20 protein-coding genes are annotated in these 15,370 nt (G+C 68.8%); 6 read left to right on the top strand and 14 right to left on the bottom strand.

Going from position 1 to position 15,370, the window contains the following annotated elements:
- Window position 1: 1 nt before the first annotated feature.
- A complete protein-coding gene (gene coaBC, locus H5398_RS11610) occupies window positions 2-1,225 on the bottom strand; it encodes a bifunctional phosphopantothenoylcysteine decarboxylase/phosphopantothenate--cysteine ligase CoaBC (RefSeq protein WP_182800118.1) in 1,224 nt (407 codons plus the stop codon).
- Between the two features lie 68 nt (window positions 1,226-1,293).
- On the opposite strand from coaBC, the gene H5398_RS11615 reads away from it, so the two are divergent.
- The gene (locus H5398_RS11615; protein WP_182800119.1) at window positions 1,294-1,998 is read left to right on the top strand and encodes an NRDE family protein; all 705 of its coding nucleotides are present in this window, start codon (window positions 1,294-1,296) and stop codon (window positions 1,996-1,998) included.
- An 8-nt stretch (window positions 1,999-2,006) separates the two neighbouring features.
- Here H5398_RS11615 and H5398_RS11620 read toward each other — a convergent pair whose 3' ends face one another.
- Window positions 2,007-2,390, bottom strand: a complete 384-nt coding sequence (locus tag H5398_RS11620) for a YccF domain-containing protein (RefSeq protein WP_182800120.1) — start codon at window positions 2,388-2,390, stop codon at window positions 2,007-2,009.
- 120 nt (window positions 2,391-2,510) lie between these two features.
- On the opposite strand from H5398_RS11620, the gene trmB reads away from it, so the two are divergent.
- The 4 genes from trmB to H5398_RS11640 all read left to right on the top strand — a co-directional run bounded on the left by trmB (window position 2,511) and on the right by H5398_RS11640 (window position 5,439).
- Complete coding sequence (gene trmB, locus H5398_RS11625; RefSeq protein ID WP_370586116.1) at window positions 2,511-3,242, top strand: tRNA (guanosine(46)-N7)-methyltransferase TrmB; 732 nt, start codon at window positions 2,511-2,513, stop codon at window positions 3,240-3,242.
- Entirely contained in the window at window positions 3,226-4,059 is an 834-nt protein-coding gene (locus H5398_RS11630; RefSeq protein WP_182800121.1) for a tRNA pseudouridine(38-40) synthase TruA, read from the top strand. The genes trmB and H5398_RS11630 overlap by 17 nt, the downstream gene beginning before the upstream one ends.
- A complete protein-coding gene (locus H5398_RS11635; protein WP_370585712.1) occupies window positions 4,056-4,658 on the top strand; it encodes a class I SAM-dependent methyltransferase in 603 nt (200 codons plus the stop codon). The genes H5398_RS11630 and H5398_RS11635 overlap by 4 nt, the downstream gene beginning before the upstream one ends.
- Before the next feature lie 166 nt (window positions 4,659-4,824).
- On the top strand, window positions 4,825-5,439 hold the full coding sequence (locus H5398_RS11640; RefSeq protein ID WP_182782414.1) for a superoxide dismutase: 615 nt from the start codon (window positions 4,825-4,827) through the stop codon (window positions 5,437-5,439).
- Between the two features lie 60 nt (window positions 5,440-5,499).
- Here the strand turns inward: H5398_RS11640 and H5398_RS11645 are convergent, their stop codons facing one another.
- The 11 genes from H5398_RS11645 to infA all read right to left on the bottom strand — a co-directional run bounded on the left by H5398_RS11645 (window position 5,500) and on the right by infA (window position 13,473).
- Window positions 5,500-6,291, bottom strand: coding sequence for an ABC transporter ATP-binding protein (locus tag H5398_RS11645; protein WP_182782413.1), 792 nt, complete (start codon window positions 6,289-6,291; stop codon window positions 5,500-5,502).
- Window positions 6,291-7,196, bottom strand: coding sequence for an ABC transporter permease (locus H5398_RS11650; RefSeq protein WP_182800122.1), 906 nt, complete (start codon window positions 7,194-7,196; stop codon window positions 6,291-6,293). The genes H5398_RS11645 and H5398_RS11650 overlap by 1 nt, the downstream gene beginning before the upstream one ends.
- A 20-nt stretch (window positions 7,197-7,216) precedes the next feature.
- A complete protein-coding gene (locus H5398_RS11655; RefSeq protein ID WP_182782411.1) occupies window positions 7,217-8,242 on the bottom strand; it encodes an ABC transporter substrate-binding protein in 1,026 nt (341 codons plus the stop codon).
- Between the two features lie 89 nt (window positions 8,243-8,331).
- A complete protein-coding gene (locus H5398_RS11660) occupies window positions 8,332-9,348 on the bottom strand; it encodes an ABC transporter substrate-binding protein (protein ID WP_182800123.1) in 1,017 nt (338 codons plus the stop codon).
- A gap of 129 nt (window positions 9,349-9,477) precedes the next feature.
- Entirely contained in the window at window positions 9,478-10,020 is a 543-nt protein-coding gene (gene rplQ / locus H5398_RS11665) for a 50S ribosomal protein L17 (RefSeq protein WP_182782409.1), read from the bottom strand.
- 26 nt (window positions 10,021-10,046) lie between these two features.
- Window positions 10,047-11,069 (bottom strand): DNA-directed RNA polymerase subunit alpha, encoded by a 1,023-nt coding sequence (locus H5398_RS11670; protein ID WP_182782408.1) that lies wholly within the window; start codon window positions 11,067-11,069, stop codon window positions 10,047-10,049.
- A 102-nt stretch (window positions 11,070-11,171) separates the two neighbouring features.
- Window positions 11,172-11,777, bottom strand: coding sequence for a 30S ribosomal protein S4 (gene rpsD / locus H5398_RS11675; protein WP_182782407.1), 606 nt, complete (start codon window positions 11,775-11,777; stop codon window positions 11,172-11,174).
- Window positions 11,778-11,805: 28 nt separating this feature from the next.
- Window positions 11,806-12,216, bottom strand: a complete 411-nt coding sequence (gene rpsK / locus H5398_RS11680; RefSeq protein ID WP_182782406.1) for a 30S ribosomal protein S11 — start codon at window positions 12,214-12,216, stop codon at window positions 11,806-11,808.
- Between the two features lie 36 nt (window positions 12,217-12,252).
- Window positions 12,253-12,627: a 30S ribosomal protein S13 gene (gene rpsM / locus H5398_RS11685; RefSeq protein ID WP_182782405.1), complete on the bottom strand. Its 375-nt coding sequence runs from the start codon at window positions 12,625-12,627 to the stop codon at window positions 12,253-12,255.
- A gap of 250 nt (window positions 12,628-12,877) precedes the next feature.
- A complete protein-coding gene (gene rpmJ, locus H5398_RS11690) occupies window positions 12,878-12,991 on the bottom strand; it encodes a 50S ribosomal protein L36 (RefSeq protein WP_020575560.1) in 114 nt (37 codons plus the stop codon).
- Between the two features lie 260 nt (window positions 12,992-13,251).
- Window positions 13,252-13,473 carry a translation initiation factor IF-1 gene (infA, locus tag H5398_RS11695; protein ID WP_068749455.1) on the bottom strand — a complete coding sequence of 74 codons (222 nt, stop codon included), beginning with the start codon at window positions 13,471-13,473 and terminating at the stop codon, window positions 13,252-13,254.
- A gap of 121 nt (window positions 13,474-13,594) precedes the next feature.
- Between infA and H5398_RS11700 the strand changes: the two genes are divergently transcribed.
- Window positions 13,595-13,876 (top strand): YciI family protein, encoded by a 282-nt coding sequence (locus H5398_RS11700; protein ID WP_182782404.1) that lies wholly within the window; start codon window positions 13,595-13,597, stop codon window positions 13,874-13,876.
- A gap of 13 nt (window positions 13,877-13,889) precedes the next feature.
- Here H5398_RS11700 and H5398_RS11705 read toward each other — a convergent pair whose 3' ends face one another.
- On the bottom strand, window positions 13,890-15,269 hold the full coding sequence (locus tag H5398_RS11705; RefSeq protein ID WP_182800124.1) for a 6-phospho-beta-glucosidase: 1,380 nt from the start codon (window positions 15,267-15,269) through the stop codon (window positions 13,890-13,892).
- Window positions 15,270-15,370 lie beyond the last annotated feature (101 nt).

The following is a 15,370-nucleotide window of genomic DNA, read 5'->3' on the forward strand; positions in this document are numbered from 1 at the left end:
GTCAGGGGCGCGCGGCCGCGCCGCGTCCGGGATGCCCCACGACGGCGTCGAGGAGCGCGTCGGCGACCTCACGTTTGGTGCCTGCCGACTCGGCGATCACCGCATCGTCGGCGCCCAGGATCAGCACCCTGTTGTCCGCCGCCTCGAAGCCCTTGTGCCAGCCCACCTCGTTGACGGCCAGCAGGTCGACGCCCTTGCCGCGACGCTTGGCGACGGCGCGGCGCAGCAGTTCGTCGCCGGTGGAGGTCTCCGCCGCGAAGGCGACGATCAGCTGCCCGGGGCGGCGCCGGGCGGCCAGGCCGGCGACGATGTCCTCGTTCTCCACCAGCGTCAGCACCGGCGGGGCCCCCGCCTCCTTGGTGAGCTTCCCTTCGGAGGTTTCAGCCACCCGGTAGTCCGCGACGGCGGCCGCCATGATGACGACGTCGGCCGTCCGCGTCAGCTCTCCCATCACGGCCGACAGCTCGGAGGCTGACCCGGCGGTGCGCGTCTCGATCCCGGGCCGCTGGGCGGGGCGCAGCACGTCGGCGTCGATGTTGCAGGCCGCGAGGTAGACCCTCGCGCCGCGCTCGGACGCCGCCACCGCCAGCGCCACCCCCTGCCGACCGCTGGACCGGTTGCCGAGGTAGCGGACGGGATCGATGGGCTCGCGGGTCCCTCCGGCCGACACCGCGACGGTGAGCCCCGCGAGATCCTGCCGGTGGGCGCTGATCCGCCGCGCCGCCGCGTGGATCTCGTCGGGTTCGCTCATCCGGCCCGGCCCGGAGTCGCCGCCGGTGAGCGGTCCGTCTGCCGGCCCGATCACGTGCACGCCCCTGGACCTGAGCGTGGCCATGTTCGCCACCGTCGCCGGGTGCTGCCACATCTCGGTGTGCATCGCCGGCGCGATCAGCACCGGTGCGCGGGTGGCGAGCAGGGTGGTGCCGAGCAGGTCGGAGGCGAGGCCGGCCGCCATCGACGCGATCGTGTTGGCGGTGGCCGGCGCGACCACCACCAGGTCGGCCCGCTGGCCGAGCGCCACGTGCCGCACCTCGGGCACGTCGTCGTGGACGGAGGTGGTGACCCGGTTGCGGGAGATCGCTTCCCACGTGGGAAGCCCGACGAACCGCAGAGCATCCTCGGTGGGGACGACGTGCACCTCGTGCCCGTCGAGTACGAACAGGCGGACGAGCTGGACGGCCTTGTGGGCGGCGATGCCGCCCGTGACTCCCACGACGATGACCATGCCGACGATTCTTCCAGAGGCATCCGCGTTGCGCGGGTACGGCGACCGGGGCCGGGTACTGTCGCGGCATGTGCACTGTGGTGATCCGGGTGCCGGAGCCGGGTGAGGGTCCGGTCCGGGTGCTGGCGGTCCGAGACGAGGACCCGGAGCGTCCCTGGCTGCCGTGGGGCGCCTGGTGGCCGGATCGGCCGTCGGTACGCGGGGTCCGGGACGAGCTTGCCGGCGGGGCCTGGCTCGCCGCCGACGGGTCGCGGCTCGCCGTGCTGCTCAATCGCGCGGGCGGCGCGGACGTGCCGGTGCCCACCTCGAGGGGATCGCTGGTGTTGGACGCGGTGGCGGGGCGGCCGCTGCCCGAGCCGCTGACCACCCTGGGCTTCAACCTGGTGGAGGCCCACGCCGAGGGCGCGCGCGTCACGTCGTGGGAGGGCGGGCGCCCCAGTGTCACGGACCTGGCGCCCGGCACGCACATGGTGGCCCACGAGGACGTCGATGATCCCACCACCCCGAGGATCGCGCAGTGGTTGGGCCGCTTCGCGACCACCGCCACCGACGACCGGGGCGACGGCCGCTGGTGGGAGGCTTGGCTACGGGTGCTGGAGGAGTCCGCCCGGCTCGAGGCCGCCGACGACAGGGCGATCATCCGCGACAACCGGCCTCACGGCTACCCGACGCTCAGCCTGCTGGTGGCCGTCGCGTCGCTGGACGCTTCGGGGGTCCGGGTAGCCACGGACGCGCTGGCGCGACCCGGTCAGTGGAACCGTCCGCGCCTCTGAAGGGTGGCTCAGAAGATGGAGCCGTTGTCCACGATCTGCTTGCCGAAGGGGAAGCAGGTCACGGGGATCATCTTGAGGCTGACGTAGGCGTTCGCGATGCCGATGATCGTGAGGGTCTGCGCCAACGCCGCGGCGACGTGCGCCAGGGCCAGCCACCAGCCGGCGATGAGGAACCAGATCACGTTCATGATCGCGGATCCGGCCCCGGCTTCCGGCCGCCTGGTCACGCTCCGCCCGAAGGGCCAGAGGACGTAGTTGGCCATCCGGAACGAGGCGACGCCGGCGGGGATGGTGATGATGAAGATGCAGGCGATCACGCCGGCGACGAAGTAGCCGAGGGCGAGCCAGAACCCGCCGAAGACGACCCAGATGATGTTGAGCAGTGTGCGCATTGTCTCTCCTTGTGGCGCGGCCGACATGCACAAGCGTATGCGCTGCGCGGCGGGCTTCGGGCGGGCCGGGCCGGGTAGGGCCCAGGCTGAGCCGACGGCGATCACCACTAGGCTGGTCCGGTGGATCCGCTGCCCCCCAGACTGCACCGCGACGTTGTGAGCTTCGTCCGACGCAGCGCGCGCATGAACGAGTCCCAGGCGAGGTCCTGGGAGCGCCACCGCGACACCTACGTGGTCGACCTGCCCCGGGGGCCGTTGTCCACCTCAATCGCCGACGATGCCACCGTGGACTGGGCTGCGGAGTTCGGGCGCGAGGCACCCCTGATCGTGGAGATCGGCTCCGGCACGGGAGACTCGCTGGCCCCGATGGCCGCCGGTCGGCCGGAGGCGGATGTGGTGGCGTTCGAGGTTTTCGAGCCCGCCATCGCTTCCACGGTGGGGCGGCTGGCCCGTGCCGGGGTGCGCAACGTCCGCATCGTCATCGCCGACGGCGCCCAGGGCCTGGACAGGCTCTTCGGCGACGGCACGGTCAGCGAGCTGTGGACGTTCTTCGCTGATCCCTGGCACAAGAAGCGCCACCACAAGCGGCGGCTGGTGGGGCCGGACTTCGCGGATGTGGTGACGGCCAAGCTCGCCCCCGGGGGACTGTGGCGGCTGGCCACCGACTGGGAGGACTACGCGCTCTGGATGAGGGATCACCTCGATGCCGCGCCGGGCCTGGTCAACGAGCACGACGGTTGGGCGCCGCGTCTCGCGGAGCGGCCCGTGACCAAGTACGAGGCCAAAGGGCTCGCCGCGGGCCGCCGCGTCTACGACCTCACGTATCGGAGGATCGATGCGGCTCAGGCTTGATCTGGCCTACGACGGCACCGCGTTCCACGGCTGGGCCACCCAGCCAGGGTTGCGTACCGTGCAGGAGGTGGTGGAGGAGCGGATCGGGCAGCTGCTGAGTCTGCCGGTGAGGCCCACGCTGGTGGCCGCCGGGCGCACCGACGCGGGCGTCCACGCCCGCGGTCAGGTCTGCCACCTCGATCTCGTCCTCCCTGAGGGTGCACCCGCCGCGCACCAGCCGGACGGCGCGGCCTACCTCTACCGCCGCCTCCGCCGCGCCCTCCCCGCCGACGTGGTCGTCAAGGCCGTCTCCCCCGCCCCGGCGGGATTCCACGCCCGCTATTCCGCCATCTGGCGGCGGTACTGCTACCGGGTCCTGAGCGCCGACTCCCCGCCGGACCCGTTGGTGCGGAGCCACGTGGTGTCGCTGCGACACACCGTCGACTTCGACCGCTTCAACGCCGCGGCCGCGACCCTCATCGGTTTGAGGGAGTTCGCGCCGTTCTGCAAGCCCCGCGACGGTGCCACCACCATCCGCGAGCTGCGGGAGTTCAGCGCCACCCGGCGCAGCGACGGCCTGATCGAGATCCATCTTCTGGCCGACGCGTTCTGCCACTCCATGGTCCGCTCACTGGTGGGCGCCGTCACTGCGGTGGCCGCCAGCCGCCGCGACCTCGCCTGGCTGGAGCGGGTCGCCGCCACCCCTGCCAGGCACGGCGAGGTGCTCGTGATGCCCGCCCGTGGGCTCACCCTCGAAGAGGTGGGCTACCCCGCCGACGACCGCCTCGCGGCCCGCGCCCTCGAGGCCCGCGCCACGCGCACCCTGGAGGATCTGTGAGCCACTACTTCCACACGCCGGAGGGTCCGGTCTCGACCCGGCAGATCACCGCGCACATCTGGGGCATGGAGCTGAGCTTCACCACCGCCGGCGGCGTGTTCTCCGGGGCCCGCCTGGACCCAGGCACGGCGATCCTGCTGAGGGAATCGCTGCCGCCTGAGGAGGGTCACCTGCTGGACCTGGGGTGCGGCTTCGGACCCATCGCGGTGGCTCTGGCTGCGGCCTCCCCCGCGGTCACCGTCGACGCCGTCGACGTCAACGCCCTCGCCGTCGAGCTCACCGGTCTCAACGCCGCTGCTGCCGGGGTCGCGGAGCGGGTGCGGGCCACGGCCCCCGACGGCGTCGCGGCGGAGGTCCGCTACCGCGAGATCTGGTCAAACCCGCCCATCCGGATCGGCAAGGTGGCCCTGCACCAGCTCCTGCTCACCTGGCTCCCCCGCCTTGAGCCGGGCGGCGTGGCGCGCCTCGTGGTGAACAAGAACCTTGGCGGTGACTCGCTCCAGCGCTGGCTCATCGAGCAGGGCTATCCCACCGAGCGGGTCGCCTCCGCCAAGGGCTTCCGGATCCTCGAGGTGTCCCCGGGCCCGTCGCCCGAGTGATCGCGCCCCTGAGGGTGGCGACGCGGTGATCCGCGACTCGAAGGACAGCGGGTTCTGCCTAGACTGACGTCTCGAAGCGCCATAGTTGAAGCACGAACTATTTTTCGCCCCTAGGATGGGAGAGTCAGCGCGCCCCCGGGCGCGAGTCTTTCCACAAGGAGTGAGCATGACCTACACCCTCCCCGACCTCGACTACGACTACAGCGCGCTTGCGCCCCACATCGCCCCCGAGATCATGGAGCTGCACCACAGCAAGCACCATGCCGCCTACGTCAAGGGCATCAACGACGCGCTCGAGCAGCTCGCCGCCGCGCGCGAGAAGGGCGACCTGGGCGCCGTCAACAAGCTGAGCAAGGACGCCGCCTTCCACCTCGGCGGGCACATCAACCACTCCGTGTTCTGGAAGAACATGTCCCCCGACGGCGGGGACCGCCCCGACGGCGAGCTCGCCTCGGCGATCGACGAGTACTTCGGCGGCTTCGAAGGCTTCCAGAAGCATTTCAACGCCGTGGCCAACGGCATCCAGGGCTCCGGCTGGTCGATGCTCGTGTGGGACACCCTGGGCCAGCGGATGAACATCAACCAGCTGTTCGATCAGCAGGGCAACCTGCCGGCCGGCCAGATCCCGCTGCTGCAGCTCGACATGTGGGAGCACGCCTTCTACCTGCAGTACAAGAACGTCAAGGGCGATTACGTCAACGCCTGGTGGAACGTGGTCAACTGGGCCGACGTCGCCGAGCGCTTCACGAAGGCCAAGGCCGCCTCGGCCGCCCTCGCCTGATCCGACGCCGACACGTTGAAGGGCCCCGGGGATTCCCCGGGGCCCTTCAACGTGATCGAGTCAGTCGAGGAGGGTGCGGTCCGCCAGGCTGGCTCCCTTGATCTTCGAGAACTCCTCCAGCAGGTGCTCGGCGGTGATGTGCTTCTTGGCCGCCTCGTCGACCTCGAGGACCACCTTGCCCTCGTGCATCATGATGAGCCGGTTGCCCAGCTCGATGGCCTGGTGCATGTTGTGGGTGACCATGAGGGTGGTGAGGCGGTGGCGGGCGACGGCCTCCCCGGTCAGCCGGGTGATCAGCTCCGCCCGCGACGGGTCCAGGGCCGCGGTGTGCTCGTCGAGCAACAGGATCGACGGCTGGGCATAGGTGGCCATGAGCAGGCTGAGCGCCTGCCTCTGACCGCCCGACAGCATGCCCACGCGCATCTGGAGCCGGTCCTCCAGGCCGAGTTCCAGCGTGGCCAGCGCCTCGCGGTACAGCGCCCGCTTCGGCTTGGTGACCGCCATCCCCAGGCCCCGGCGCTTGCCGCGCTCGAAGGCGATGGACAGGTTCTCCTCGATGGTGAGGTGCGGCGATGTCCCGGCCATGGGGTCCTGGAACACGCGCGCCACCCACTTCGCGCGGCGGTGCTCGGGCATCCTCGTGACCTCGCGTTCGTCGATCAGCACCTGTCCGCCCTCGGCGAGATAGCGACCCGCCACCACGTTGAGCATCGTGGACTTGCCGGCGCCGTTGGAGCCGATGACCGTGACGAAGTCGCCCTCGTGCAGGGTGAGGGTCAGGCTGTCGAGCGCGAGCCGCTCGTTGACGGTACCGGGGAAGAACCGCTTGGTGACGTTGACGAGCTTGAGCATCAGGCAGCCGCCCCTTCGGTGATCGCCTTGGCGCGCCTGGACTGCGAGCGCAGCCGCCGGATCGGATCCCACGCAGGCAGGACGAGGGCGAGGACGACGAGCACCGCGGAGACGAGTTTCATGTCGTTGGGGTTGAACCCGTTGCTGAGCGCCACCTGGATGACGCCACGGTAGATCACGGAGCCGAGCGCGGCGGCCATGACGGCCTGCCACACCGAGGTCAGTCCGAAGATCGCCTGGCCCACGATCACCGACGCCAGCCCGGCGACGATGAGGCCGATGCCCATGGAGATGTCGGAGAAGCCCTGATACTGGGCCACGAGCGTCCCGCCGAGCGCCACCAGGCCGTTGGAGATCATGAGGCCGACGATCTTGGTGGACCCGGTGTTGATGCCCTGCGACTGGGCCATCAGCTCGTTGTCGCCCGTGGCGCGCATCCCGACGCCGTAGCTGGTGCCGAGGAACCAGTACACCAGCACGCCGATCACGATCACCACGACCGCGAAGAGGCCCACCGACGTCCAGGTGCCCAGCACCTTGTCCGCCCGCAGGCCGGAGAACAGCGTCTCCTGGCGCAGCAGCGGGACGTTGGCCTTGTTGCCCATGATCCGCAGGTTGATCGAATACAGGGCGATCTGGGTCAGGATGCCCGCCAACAGCGGGTTGATCCCGCCCCACACGTGCAGCAGGCCGGTAACGGCGCCGGCGATCATGCCGGCCACCACCCCGGCCACCATCGCGAGCGGGATCGGGGCCCCGTTCACGATGAGGATGGCGCAGGTGGCCGCCCCCGTCGTGAAGGAGCCATCCACCGTGAGGTCCGGGAAGTCCAGGACCCGGTAGGTGAGATACACCCCCAGCGCCATGACGGCGTAGAGGAGTCCGATCTCGAGCGCGATGATCATGGTGTGTGTCTACTCGTCGGTCAGAACTGCTTGGTGGCGCGGGAGACGATGGCCTCGGGCAGCGTCAGGCCCTGCTTCGCGGCGCCCTCCACGTTGACGAAGAGGTCGAACTCCTTCTGCGTCTCCACCGCGATCTCGGAGGCCGGGGTGCCCTCCAGCAGCTTGAGGAACACCGCTGCGGCGTCCTTGCCCTGCTGGGTGTAGTTCACCGACAGGCCGGCGGCCGCGCCGCGCTCCATCGTCGACTCGTCCGAGGCGAACACGGGCTTCTGCTTCTGTTCGGCGACCTGGATGAGCGACTCTGCGGCGGAGACCACGGTGTTGTCGGTGGGGATGAGGTAGGCGTCGACGTCGAGGGACTCGGCGGCCTGCTGGACCTCAGACGAGTTCGTGACGGTGGCCGACACGATCTCGATGCCCATCTCGCCGGCGGCCTCCTCGGCCTCCGTGACCTGGACCTCGGAGTTGACCTCGCCGGAGGAGTAGACGATGCCGACGGTCGCCACCTCGGGCAGCGCCTCCTTGATCAGCTCGAGCTGCTCCTTCATCGGGTTGAGGTCCGAGACGCCCGTGATATTGGCGTCCGGGGCGTCCCACGACGACACCAGCCCGGCCTCAACCGGGTCGGTGACGGCCGCGAACACGATGGGGCGGTCCGTGATGACGTTGGCCAGCGACTGCGCCGTGGGCGTAGCGATGGCGAGGAAGCCGTCGTAGTCCGACGAGGCGAACGTGTTGGCGATGTTGGTGAGCGTGGACTGGTCGCCCTGGGCGTTCTGGAGGTCGAACTCCGCGTTCTCGCCTTCCACGTAGCCGGCCTCGGCCAGCGCGTCGATGAAGCCCTGCTGGGCGGCGTCGAGCGCGGGGTGGGACACGATCGTGGCGATGCCGACGCTGATCGACTCGGGCGCAGCCTGGGACTCGGCGGCCGAGCTTGAGGCGGCGACGGTGGACTCGGCGGGGCTGGTGGCGGGGCTGGTGGTGCCGCCGCAGGCGGTGAGTGCGAGGGCGCTGGCTGCGCCGATCGCGAGGGCCTTGAGCTTCATGATTCTCCTAGAAGGGGTTCCGCTGATTCGGTGTCTCGCTGATGGCTCAGCGTAGTTTCAGGGCGGGGGTCGCAACGAGCCCGTCCACATCAGTAGGTGGTGGCCGCGTCTTCAGCCACGTCGTCCGGGATGGTGACGCCCATCCGCTCCGCGGCCGCCGGGTTGATCACAAGATCGAGCGCCTCCGCCAGCTCCACAGGCGTCTCGGCGGGGTCAGCGCCCTCGATGATGCGGGCGATCATGGCCGCGGTCTGCAGACCCTGGGCCTTGTAGTCGGTGGCCAGCGCCGCGGCGGCGCCCCGCTCCACGGAATCAGGATCGGAGGTGACGAGGAGGCGCTGGCGCTGCTCCGCCACCTGGATCATGGATTCCATCGCCGAGACCACCGTGTTGTCCACCAGCACGAAGTAGGCGTCGACGTCCAGGGACTCCGCGGCCTGCTGCACCTCGGAGGAGTTGGTGATGGTGGCTGTCTTGACCTCGATGCCCAGCTCGGCGCCGGCCTCGATGGCGGCCTCCGCCTGCACCTGGGCGTTGACTTCGGCCGACGAGTAGACGATCCCGACGGTCTTCACCTCCGGCATGATGCGCTGGATGACGGCGAGCTGCTCGTCGGTGGGCAGCTGGTCGCTGGTTCCGGTCACGTTGCCGCCGGGGTTGTCCATGGATTCGACGAGCCCCGCGGCAACGGGGTCCGTCACAGAGGCGAACACGATGGGCCTGTCCTGGACCACCTGTGCCAGGGCCTGCGCCGGCGGCGTGGCCAGCGCGACGAACAGGTCGTGGTCCGAGGCTGCGTAGGTGTTGGCGATGCTGGTGAGCGTCGCCTGGTCCCCCTGCGGGTTCTGGAACTCGAGCGTCAGGTTCTCGCCCTCCACGTAGCCGGCCTGCGCCAGGCCCTCCCTGATGCCCTCGAACACTGCGTCCAGTGACGGGTGGGACACGATGGTCACCGCCCCGATCGACACGGTCGCCTTCTCGGGGGCGCCGGAACCGCCGTCTCCGGGCGCGGCCTCGGAGCCCCCTGGGTCGGTGGTGCCTGTTCCGCACCCGGCCACCAGCAGTGCACCGGCCAGAGCAACAGCCCACACTTCGCGTCGCGTCATCACAGTCTCCTCCTTCGGCGTCGCCCAACCTTATCTACGACGGGCGTCGCCACCGAAACCGGGCCCACCAGTGGTGTCCGGGAACGCAAAGAGGGGGCCCTCGAAGGCCCCCTCTCTGTAGTGTGCGTGCTACTTGGCGTCGGTCTCCTCGACCTCAGCCTCGTCAGCCTCGTCAGCGGCGGCCGGGGCCTCGTCGACGAGGTCAGCCTCCACAGTCTCGTCGGCAGCGGACTCCTCGACGACCGGGGCCTCGTCGACGACCGGGGTCTCCTCGACCTTGTCGGCCTTCTTCGCGGCCTTCGGCTTCGACACGACGGGCTCGGTGATGATCTCGATCACCGCGAGCGGGGCGTTGTCGCCCTTGCGGTTGCCGATCTTCGTGATGCGGGTGTACCCGCCTTCACGACCCTCGAGCGACGGCGCGATCTCCTCGAACAGGCGACGCACGACGTCCTTGTCCGTGACGGAGGTGAGCACGAGGCGACGCGCGTGCAGGTCCCCCCGCTTGGCCTTCGTCAGCAGCTTCTCAGCCAGCGGCTGGACGCGCCGGGCACGCGTCTCGGTGGTGGTGATGCTTCCATGCTCGAAGAGCTGGGTGGCGAGGTTGCGCAGGATGAGGCGCTCGTGGGCCGGGCTGCCGCCCAGACGAGCGCCCTTGGTTGGCTTGGGCATGTCTATTCTCCAGAACTAGTGGGCGGTCAGTACTGCTCGGTCTCGGCGAAGTCAGCGTCCTCGTCGTTGTCCTCGTCGTAGCGCTCGATGGCCTGCAACGGGTCGAAGCCGGGGTGCGAGTCACGCAGCGCGAGACCGAGACCGGCCAGCGTCTCCTTGACCTCGTCGATGGACTTCGATCCGAAGTTGCGGATGTCGAGCAGGTCCTCTTCGCTGCGGGCCACGAGCTCGCCCACGGTGTGGATGCCCTCGCGCTTGAGGCAGTTGTAGGAACGCACCGACAGCTCAAGATCCTCGACGGGGAGGTTGAGCGACTCGGCGATCTGCTCGTCGACGGGCGACGGGCCGATCTCGATGCCCTCGGCATCTGCGTTGAGCTCCCGGGCGAGGCCGAAGAGCTCCACCAGGGTGCGGCCGGCCGAGGCCATGGCATCGCGGGGGGCGATCGACGGTTTGGTCTCCACGTCGATGATGAGGCGATCGAAGTCGGTGCGCTGGGCCACGCGGGTGGCCTCCACCTTGTAGGTCACCTTCAGGACCGGCGAGTAGATCGAATCCACCGGGATCCGGCTGATCTCGGCGTCGGGGTTCTTGTTCTGCACGCTGGACACGTAGCCGCGGCCTCGCTCGACCACCAGCTCCATCTCGATCTTCCCGTTGTCGTTGAGCGTGGCGATGTGCAGCTCCGGGTTGTGGATCTCGACGCCCGCGGGGGGCTGGATGTCACCAGCGGTGACGGTGCCTGCGCCGGCCTTCCGGAGGTACATGACCACCGGCTCGTCCTCCTCGGAGGAGAGCACGAGGCTCTTCAGGTTGAGGATGATCTCGGTGACGTCTTCGACGACGCCCTCAAGGGTGGAGAACTCGTGCTGGTTGCCCTCCACCTTGATGCTGGTCACCGCGGCGCCAGGGATCGAGGACAGCAGGGTACGGCGCAGTGAGTTGCCGAGCGTGTAGCCGAAGCCGGGCTCCAGCGGTTCGATCATGAACCGTGAACGGAACTCGGAGACGACGTCCTCGGAGAGGCTGGGGCGCTGTGCGATAAGCATGGGTGTTCCTTCCCGCACCAACCGATATCTGATGGTGCGAATGCGGCCGCGAGGCCTGAGGGTGATACGGGCCGACCGGAACTCCCGGCCGGCCCATCAGCATTACTTCGAGTAGAGCTCGACGATCATCTGCTCCTGGACATCCACGACGATCTGCTCGCGGACGGGGAGCTGGTGCACGAGGATCCGCATCCGGTTGGGACGGGCCTCGAGCCACGCGGGGACCGCGCGGTCGCCGTGGGTCTCGCGGGCGATGACCAACGGGGCCATGGTCAGCGACTTCTCCGCGACGTCGATGATGTCGTGCGCGCGGACGCGGTACGACGGGATGTTCACGCGCTGACCGTTGACCAGGAAGTGGCCGTGGACCACGAGCTGGCGGGCCTGCCGACGGGTGGTGGCGAAGCCTGCGCGGTAAACCACGTTGTCCAGGCGCGACTCGAGGATCTGCAGCAGACGGTCACCGGTCTTACCCGGGTGACGATCAGCTTCCTGGTAGTAGCGGCGGAACTGCTTCTCCAGGACGCCGTAGGCGTAGCGCGCCTTCTGCTTCTCCTTGAGCTGCAGCGAGTACTCGGAATCCTTCGTGCGGCCGCGACCGTGCACACCCGGGGGGTACGGACGGCGCTCGAAGGCCTTGTCGTTGCCAACCAGGTCTGTCCCGAGACGACGAGACTTCTTGGTCAAAGGGCCGGTGTAACGAGCCATTTTCTTCTAGTCCTTTTCTCTCGGGCGATCAGACGCGACGGCGCTTGGGCGGGCGGCAGCCGTTGTGCGGCGTCGGGGTCACGTCCGAGATGGCGCCGACCTCGAGGCCGACGGCCCCCAGGGAGCGGATCGCGGTCTCACGGCCGGAGCCGGGGCCCTTGACGAACACGTCGATGCGCTTCATGCCGTGCTCCATGGCACGACGGCCAGCGGCCTCGGCAGCCATCTGCGCAGCGAACGGCGTCGACTTGCGGGAGCCCTTGAAGCCGACGGTTCCGGCTGAGGCCCACGCAATCACAGCCCCGGTGGGATCGGTGATCGAGATGATGGTGTTGTTGAAGGTGCTCTTGATATGCGCCTGACCGGCGAGCACGTTCTTCTTTTCCTTGCGGCGCACCTTGGTTTTGGTGGCGGCCGCCTTGCGGCTTGCAGTAGCCATTGAGTCCTTCTCCTAAGTCCTGCAGAGGGGCGCGGGTTAGCGCGCCTTCTTCTTGCCAGCGACGGCCTTCTTCTTGCCCTTGCGGGTGCGCGCATTGGTGCGCGTGCGCTGACCACGAACCGGCAGACCACTGCGGTGGCGACGGCCCTGGTAGTTACCGATCTCAACCTTGCGGCGGATGTCGGCGGCAACCGTACGGCGGAGGTCGCCCTCGATCTCGTACTTGCCTTCGATGTGGTCGCGCAGGGCGACGAGCTGGTCCTCCGTGAGCTGGTGGACTCGGACATCTCCGCTGATACCAGTGGCGGAGAGGGTCTCGGCGGCGCGGGTCTTCCCGACGCCGAAGATGTAGGTGAGTGCGACTTCCAGACGCTTTTCGCGCGGGAGGTCAACACCAACGAGGCGTGCCATCAGGCGGTTACCTTTCTCAAACATGTCGATCCTGACTCGATGAGGAGCCCGGTCGCGGACCGCGAAGGTGTGTGGCGTGAAGCGTCCCCGCCGCCTGTGGTGCACTCATGCACCGACGGGGCCCTGGCCTTCGCCCAGGGGTGGGGACCCCGAGAGGGGTCCTTGCGTTCACGTTGCTTTCAGTTGTCGGCGGAGTGGGCGATCGACCCGTCCCGCGGTGTTCTGCATGCCAGGGGCCAGTGGCCCCGGGTCAGCCCTGCCGCTGCTTGTGGCGAGGGTTTTCGCAGATCACCATCACACGACCGTGCCGGCGGATGACCTTGCACTTGTCGCAGATCTTCTTGACGCTCGGCTGAACCTTCATTCGAGCAACCTTTTCAATCGGCGACTGGGAGCGCGGACGCGCCCAATCTTGTGGTGGATAGCTTGATCGACATGCCGGGCATGCAGACATGTCCGGTCATAGACGACCGACGCACCACTCTACGTGACGAGGGCTCGAGTTGCCAAAACGAGGAGGCTCCCCTGGGCTGGGGTGGCGGTGGCGCGACGGGAAAAGCAAAAAGGGCCCCCGCCGTCGATCGGCGAGGCCCTTCTCTGTGGCGTGCGACGGGTGTGCCGCGCTCACTTGTGACGGTAGACGATGCGTCCGCGCGTCAGGTCGTAGGGAGACAGCTCCACCACGACGCGGTCCGCGGGGAGGATGCGGATGTAGTGCTGGCGCATCTTGCCGCTGATGGTCGTGAGGACCTTGTGTCCGTTGGCCAACTCCACGCGGAACATCGCGTTGGGCAGGGCCTCGACCACGGTGCCCTCGAGCTCGAGGGCTCCTTCTTTCTTCGCCATGTATTCTCTCTCGTTGCCCCGGCCCGCCCACTGCGCGCCGGTTAGTACCAATCGGCTATTCTACGCTGCCCCGCCCGGCAAGGCCAAACACTGACCCCACCCGTGGGGCTAGCCTGGGGCCATGAGCTACTTCGTGGTCCAGTACACCTACACAGACGACCCGCGGGCCCTCGACGCCGAGCGCCCCCACCATCGCGCCTACCTCACGTCCCTGCTGGACGACACGCTGGTGACAAGCGGTCCATATGTGGGAAGCGACCTCCCTGGGGCACTGCTGATCTTCACCGCCGATTCCGCCGCCGAGGTCGAGGACCTCCTGGACCGCGACCCCTTCTGGGCGGCGAACCTGATCGCCGAGCGCTCGATCGAGGAATGGAACCCGGTCCTCGGTTCGCTGGCCTGATCCAGGGGAGAATTCAGCGCTGGAACAACTCGGCGATCGACGGATGGGCAGCCGCGTAGCCGTCGAGCAGCTCCTTGCCCAGGCGCGGCGAGGCCACCAGGGGATGGATGGAGAAGCCCTCCCACGCCTTCTCGCGGTTGCCCGTGAGCGCCGCCTCGGCGATCGCCTGCTCGGCGGCCCGGAGGGTGCTCATCTGACCCAACTGCTGCAGCGTCAACGGCGCGACCGGCTGCGGGTGAACCCCCGTCCCGTCCGCGAGGCAGCCCACCTCCACCACGACGTCGTCGGGCAGCTCCGGCACGATCCGCCCGGCTGAGCTCCGGTTGCCCACGTCGAGGATCATGCGTTCCGGAGCTCCGGTGGCCAGCGCGGTCATGAGCCGCAGCGCCACCTCCTGGTAACCGCCACCGGCGACATCCTCGTCGTTGCGGGCCTCGTCGCCCTCGCGGGCCTCGGCCATGTAGGTGGCCTCGCGTTCGTGGAGGGCATCGTGCCAGAGCCCTAGCGGCGACTCGCAGCAGGCGACCGCATCGTAGAAGCGGCCCTGCTGGTCGCCCAGGTACTGGCCGCGCGTCTGCGCCGCGCGACGGATGTTGCGGATCGCCTCGTCGGTCTTCCAGTAGTAGTAGAGGTATTCGTTGGGCAGCGCGCCCATCGCCCTGACCCACGGCTTCTCCAGGAGCCGCGCCTCCTCGACGTGCTCCAGCGCGTCGTCCGAGGCGAGGAGGCCTGGGAGCAGGTCCACGCCGTCCACGCTCACCGACCTCAGCCAGCCGAGGTGGTTGAGGCCCACGTAGTCGTAGTCGACGCGATCGCGGTCGTGCTCGAGGGAGACCCCGAGCAGCCGCGACACGCGCCGCACCAGGCCGATGGGGGTGTCGCAGATCCCCACGACGCGGTCGCCGAGGACCGTGCGCATCGCCTGGGTGACGATCCCCGCCGGGTTGGTGAAGTTGATGGTCCAGGCCTCGGGTGCGACCTCAGCGATGGTCTCGGCCACCTGCCTCATGACAGGCACCGTGCGCAGCGCGTAGGCCAACCCTCCGGGGCCGACTGTCTCCTGGCCCAGGAGGCCCAGGTTGAGGGCGACCCGCTCGTCGGCGATCCGCCCCTCGGCGCCGCCGACCCGGATGGCGGCGAAGACGAAGTGGGCGCCGACGAGGGCGTCGCGCAGGTCCGTGGTGACGCGCAGGCTGGGTGGATCGACGAGCTGGCGGGCCCGTTCGCCGATCACCCGTCCGATCGCTTCGAGCCTTGAGGCCGAGGTGTCGTGGAGGACCACCTCGGTGATGTCTACCGCGGGACGTCCCGAGGCGGACAGCGCGTTGGTGGCGACGGCGTCGTAGACCAGCGGCACGCGGAAGCCGCCTCCGCCAAGGATCACGAGCTTCATGGGTGGCAACCTCCGGTCGACAATGATCCGCTCAGCCGGCGGAGTCGCCGACGTCCAGCTCGCGGCCCTGCAATGAGTGGCAGTATCGAGCATAACGATTC

It is taken from the genome of Tessaracoccus sp. MC1679, assembly GCF_014164775.1.
GTDB lineage: Bacteria > Actinomycetota > Actinomycetes > Propionibacteriales > Propionibacteriaceae > Arachnia.